General features: G+C 59.9%; 8 protein-coding genes. 1 reads left to right on the top strand and 7 read right to left on the bottom strand.

Going from position 1 to position 5260, the window contains the following annotated elements; all coding sequences use genetic code 11:
• Positions 1-66 precede the first annotated feature (66 nt).
• The 7 genes from KF784_19550 to KF784_19520 all read right to left on the bottom strand — a co-directional run bounded on the left by KF784_19550 (position 67) and on the right by KF784_19520 (position 4993).
• Positions 67-756, bottom strand: coding sequence for a DUF3386 family protein (locus KF784_19550; protein MBX3121261.1), 690 nt, complete (start codon positions 754-756; stop codon positions 67-69).
• A gap of 15 nt (positions 757-771) precedes the next feature.
• Complete coding sequence (locus KF784_19545) at positions 772-1785, bottom strand: GTP-binding protein (protein ID MBX3121260.1); 1014 nt, start codon at positions 1783-1785, stop codon at positions 772-774.
• Positions 1775-2053 carry a hypothetical protein gene (locus tag KF784_19540; GenBank protein ID MBX3121259.1) on the bottom strand — a complete coding sequence of 93 codons (279 nt, stop codon included), beginning with the start codon at positions 2051-2053 and terminating at the stop codon, positions 1775-1777. The genes KF784_19545 and KF784_19540 overlap by 11 nt, the downstream gene beginning before the upstream one ends.
• Complete coding sequence (locus tag KF784_19535; GenBank protein MBX3121258.1) at positions 2050-3117, bottom strand: hypothetical protein; 1068 nt, start codon at positions 3115-3117, stop codon at positions 2050-2052. The genes KF784_19540 and KF784_19535 overlap by 4 nt, the downstream gene beginning before the upstream one ends.
• A complete protein-coding gene (locus KF784_19530; protein ID MBX3121257.1) occupies positions 3105-4076 on the bottom strand; it encodes a GTP-binding protein in 972 nt (323 codons plus the stop codon). Before KF784_19530 ends, KF784_19535 begins: the two co-directional genes overlap by 13 nt.
• A gap of 204 nt (positions 4077-4280) precedes the next feature.
• Positions 4281-4586: a hypothetical protein gene (locus KF784_19525; protein MBX3121256.1), complete on the bottom strand. Its 306-nt coding sequence runs from the start codon at positions 4584-4586 to the stop codon at positions 4281-4283.
• Positions 4577-4993: a transcriptional repressor gene (locus KF784_19520; protein MBX3121255.1), complete on the bottom strand. Its 417-nt coding sequence runs from the start codon at positions 4991-4993 to the stop codon at positions 4577-4579. Before KF784_19520 ends, KF784_19525 begins: the two co-directional genes overlap by 10 nt.
• Before the next feature lie 105 nt (positions 4994-5098).
• On the opposite strand from KF784_19520, the gene KF784_19515 reads away from it, so the two are divergent.
• On the top strand, positions 5099-5260 hold a 162-nt coding region (locus KF784_19515; protein ID MBX3121254.1), incomplete at its 3' end, for a TatD family hydrolase.

Here is a 5260-nt window from a genome sequence, read left to right as displayed (position 1 = left end):
GTTCCCCTGCCCGCAACTCCGGCCGCTCCGGTATCAGGCGAGCCCCGTCTATCTGACTGTCATCCATCACCACACCTCATGCTGTGAGAGTTCGATCACCCGCGTCTTGACCGTCCCGCTTTCTCCGAACGACACGCAACGGCGCAGCGGCAACCACATACCGTCTATATCCAGATACTCGTTCACGTAACTCTCCATTCCCACGACCGATTGGCCATCCAGCGTGAAATACGTCATGACGTAGTGCGAGGAATACTGCCGACCATCCGGCGCCTGATCGTATCGTTCGATCGTGTTCACGCGACGCTCGGTCATGGGGGTGAGACGACCAATCTGGGTATAACGATGATCCTTGATTCGGTACCACGATTCGAGTCGCCCACCGGTGAGCAAGACGCGCCGCCCGCGCGGATGCGGAACGGCGGGATCGTCGTCTGGGTCGAAGGACAACACATATTTCCCGTCGCCTTCCTCGAAGGAGGCAGAGGCCAGGTGCATCCCCTGGGTCCACAACCGCTCACGTACCCACTCTTGCAGCGACGGGTCGGCACCGGCCAACTCGACGGTAGTGTCTTTCCTGGGCACGAGCCGTACGCTCCCGGCCCAAATCCGCCCGTCCTCGTTCAGCGTCATGTTCGCCCGATAGCCGGCGAAGGAGGCGGGCCATTTGTACATACGACTGTGCGCGTCCTTGACCAGCCGGCGCGCAACCGGATCATCAATCAAGGTGTGCCCCTTGCCTACCGTTGTCATCATGATCACACCCCCTCATCACGGAACCTTCTTCCCGACCCGACGCCGACCAGTGGTGTCCCGCTCCGGCTGCACGAGACACTGTTCAAGCCCTTCCAGAAACCGATGCCAGGCCACCCGCCGGCCGATCACCACAATCCTCGCTTGCGACTGCTTCGCACCCTGGTACGGCGCAATGGACAAAGCGCCCGTTACCCACTGCACCTCCTGCATCCCTTGACGCCCCTGAACTCTGGCGTATCCCTTCAGCCGCACCACGGAGCGTTGATATCGCCTCAACCAGCGCCCCAGCCGATCCGGCTCGAACGGCCGCAGGATTTTGAAGCTGCCGCTCCGGTACCCCGCGGTAGAATCCTTGAACGGACCGGTGACAATCTTCGCCCTGCGCCTCTCTGCCCGCACTTCTAACAGTCGATTGATCGGGACATCCGCATGGACCGCCCTGACAATACGCGCTGCGGGATTGGCCGATCTGACCCGTCCCTCCACGAGCGCGACCTGACGGTCGTCGATCTGATCGAGCTTATTCAAGATCACCGTATCGGCTCGTTTGAGATGGTCGTTCGCTGCAGGCCAGAACGCGCCGAGCTTCAGGAATCGCGGCGCGTCGACCATCACGATCACCGAAGCCAGCCTGGCCGTATCCGAATGCTCGGCCAAGGCCTGCTCAACGCCGGCCACCACCTGGCCCGTGTCCGCTAAGCCGGTCGTTTCGACGAACAGCGGAGCGCCCTGCGTTTTTTTCAAGAGATGGCCGACCTTCTCGGTGAACGCCCCCGACAGGTCACAGCAAAGACAGCCGCTCAGCAGCGACTCTACCTCGATCTCGTTGGATCGGGGATGTGCGTGCAGGACGGCCCCGTCCACATCGACTTCACCGAACTCGTTCATCAGCACGGCCGGTTTGACGCCACGCTCCAATTCATGAGCCAGCACCCGTTTCAGCAGTGTCGTTTTCCCGCTACCGAGAAAACCGGCGATCACATAGACCGGAGAAGCTGAGGCTCTGGCTCGCGTGGCCTTAGTGGGCATGATGCGGCTCCTCTCCGGCCGCCAACGCCTCGACATCCGCTTGAGACACCTCGTCGGCCGCTTTGTGGATTTTGTATTGTGTCGTCCTTCCCGGCCCTTCGAGCACCGCGAGGACGGTTTCGATCGGCGGGCATCCCGGCTCACGGCACTCCAATTCCGTGACCATCACGGTGGTCTCGTCGGGCAGTGCCCACAGCCTGCGAGCCCAGGCCTTGATGCGCTCTGCCTGATCCGGAGCGATAGTACGACGCCCTCCGAACAGGTTCATGACCGTTCTCCGATGCCTTCTACGGAGAACAGCGACACCACGCCGTCATTCGTGCCGGTCGCCAGCCATGTGCCGTGAGGACTCCAGGCGACCGTGGACAGCCCGCCCGACTTGTTCACTTCCTGGCTGAGAATCGGCTTGGTGGTCTGCGGCTCCCAGATACATAAGAGGCCGTCCTCGCCAACCGTCGCGACGAGCGACAGGTTGGGATGACAGGCGATCTCCTGAATCCATCCCAGGTGTCCTTTGAACAGGCGCCCGCCGGTGCCTTCGAATTTTTTCATGTTCCAGGAGACGAGAGCGGGACCGGAGGCCGTGAACAGATTGAGCCCGTTATGGTCGAACCTGACCGAGGTCACCTTCATCGGATAACCGGACATGTGCCAATTCTGCTCGCTGTCCGTGCGAAACAAATGCACTGAGCCGTCGAGATTTCCCGAAGCCAGATACTCCCCGGACGGATTGACCGCGATGGACAGTAGCGCGCCGTCGTACGGGAACGGCCGCACCGGTTTGTCCGTTCCCACCTTCCAGAGCCACGCACCTCCATAGCAGGAGGAAATGACACCTCCGCCATTCGGCATCCAGGACAGCGCCGACACAGTCGTTTTGTGCGCCGGTACATCCGCAACCAGCTGCGAGCTACTCGCCGCATCCACAGTCCAGATCCGGAGGCTCTTCCCTGCCGATGCCGCCAGAAAGCGCCCGTCCGGAGACCAGGCCAGATGTTCGACCCACGAACCCTGCTCTCCCACGGGAAGCACGGCTCTCTCCGCGCTTGCATCGAGGCCCCAGAGCCTGACGACGCCATCCTGCCCACCCGTTGCCAACTCGCTGCGGCTCGGATGCCAGGCGAGCGTGAGAGTCGACCGGTCATGGCCTCTGAGATCGCCGATCGGTTGCACCGTAGGCACCTGCCAAATCGAGACTTGTCCCGATGCGGAACAAGCCGCCAGCCCGGTGCCATCCGCAGAGAAGGCCACGCGATTGATGTAATCGCCGAGCCTGGCATACCCTGCCGGGCCCAACGTGATGACCGCCTTCGACTTGGCTAGACGAGGCATGACCGAAATCCTTTCGTCAACGCCGCGCGGTCGAGATCTTTTCCGATAAACACCAGTTGGTTGCTGCGGGCTTCCCCCTTCTTCCAGGCTCGGTCCGCCTTGCCGTCGAACAACATGTGGACTCCCTGAAACACGAACCGCTGGTCGCGTCCTTCGACGTTCAGAATGCCCTTCATCCGGTAAATCTTCGTTCCCATCGTGGAGAGCACCTCGCGGAACCAGTCGTTGACCTTCCCTTCATCGATCATTCCCTCTTCAACCAGCGCCACAGAGAAGACACTCGGATCATGTTCATGAGCGTCTTCGCCCAGAAAATTCGGATCAATTTCCAGTTTCCGGCTCAGATCAAACGCGCCGATGTTCAACAACCGATTGATCTCCACCTGCGCATCTCTCGTCCGATGGATCTTTGCCATGACGTTGATCGCCTTGACTCGAGCCTCGAGCCGGTCGACCTCGGTCGACGGCACCAGATCGATCTTGTTGAGCAGGATCACATCGGCAAAGGCGATCTGCTCTTTGGCTTCCGGACTCTTGTCAAGGTGTTCCCAAATATGTTTCGAGTCGACGACGGTGACGATCCCGTCAAGTGACAACCGTCGCTTCATCTCCTCGTCCACGAAGAAGGTCTGGGCCACCGGCGCGGGATCGGCCAACCCTGTCGTCTCGATGACCATGTAGTCGAACCGGTCTTTTCGCTTGAGGAGATTACCGATGATGCGGATCAAATCGCCCCGCACCGTGCAGCAGATGCAGCCGTTGTTCATCTCAAAAATTTCTTCGTCGGCGCCGATGACGAGTTGATTGTCGATCCCCACTTCGCCGAACTCATTCACGATGACCGCCACACGCTTGCCGTGCTCGGTCGTCAAGATTCGATTCAGCAAGGTCGTCTTTCCTGCCCCAAGAAATCCCGTCAGAACCGTCACGGGAACGGGCGCCATCAGGTCGGTAGCCATACTCACCTCCAGTGAATGAAAACCCTCAACAGAGCGCGCACACGATGCACGCCTTCTGCAGGAGAAGACCGAGCGCTGTTCCTCCGGGCGAAGAACAACCCACCCCCTTGAGCCCCTGCCCCACAGGAGGCGCGAGCAGGCAGCTGCCCGGTCTTCCCCTGCACAAGACGCATGAGGGGGACCATCAGCACAACGAGACGAGTGTTAGAGAAGGATGGGAGGACCGCGGACGGAGATGTGAGAGAGCACAATGGAATAGTAGGGAATCGTCAGGAAGACAGACACGGATGTGAGGATCTGTACCTGCGAGGCAGGAGGAGCATTGGAGTGCAGGCCGGCGCTCGCTGCATGGTCCAGCCAGGCACAGGCATCCTGGTCTGAATGTTCATGCGAGGTCCCGGCCGCAAACGTATGATCGAGTAGAAGCGGCTGGAGAGAGAACAGCAGCAGGGCATACAGAGCGACAAGCGCCCACCGTTTCCCGGCCGTCACAAGTGCGTTCATCGACATTGCGGACACCAACCGAAAAATTCCAGGGAATGGCCTTCGACCGCAAACTTGGTTTCGGTCTCGACAAGTTGCGTGAGTTTCTTGAGCGGGCACAGCATGAGATCGACAATTCGACCGCACCCGCGACACTGAATATGATGATGATGCTCCCGCCCATGCCGCACCTCATACCGCATCTGCCCCTCACGCAACCCTACTGGATCGACGAGGCCCAGCTCCTGAAGCATGGTCAGGTTCCGATACACAGTGGCAAGGTCCATATTCACGTGGGATTTTTTCAATCCTGCATGCACCTCGGCGGCGGTGACTGGCAGCGCACTCGATTCCAGGATGGACAGAATCGCCTGCCTGGGCTTTGTAAGCTTTTTTCCGCCGGCTTTCAGACTGTCAATGATTGAATCTGCCATCTCGACCACTTCGTGTTGCAAGTGATTTGCATTTAACACTCATCGTGAAATCTTGTCAAGCAGGTGAGATTCGGCAGTCGTCACGGCCTCAACGACCATGGTAGGATGCGCCCCATGCTGATCGATACCCATACCCATCTCGATGATGCGCGTTACGAATCCGACCGCGAGGCCATGATCGCCCGTGCGCGGGAAGCCGGCGTAGAATCGATGATCACCATCGGCTGCGACCTTGCCACCAGCCGATCGGCGGTCGCGCTCGCCAAC

The sequence above is a fragment of the Fimbriimonadaceae bacterium genome (assembly GCA_019638775.1).
Taxonomy (GTDB): Bacteria; Armatimonadota; Fimbriimonadia; order Fimbriimonadales; family Fimbriimonadaceae; genus JAHBTD01.
The sequence above is the reverse complement of the archived record's forward strand: the minus strand, read 5'-3'. Positions and strand labels throughout refer to the sequence as shown.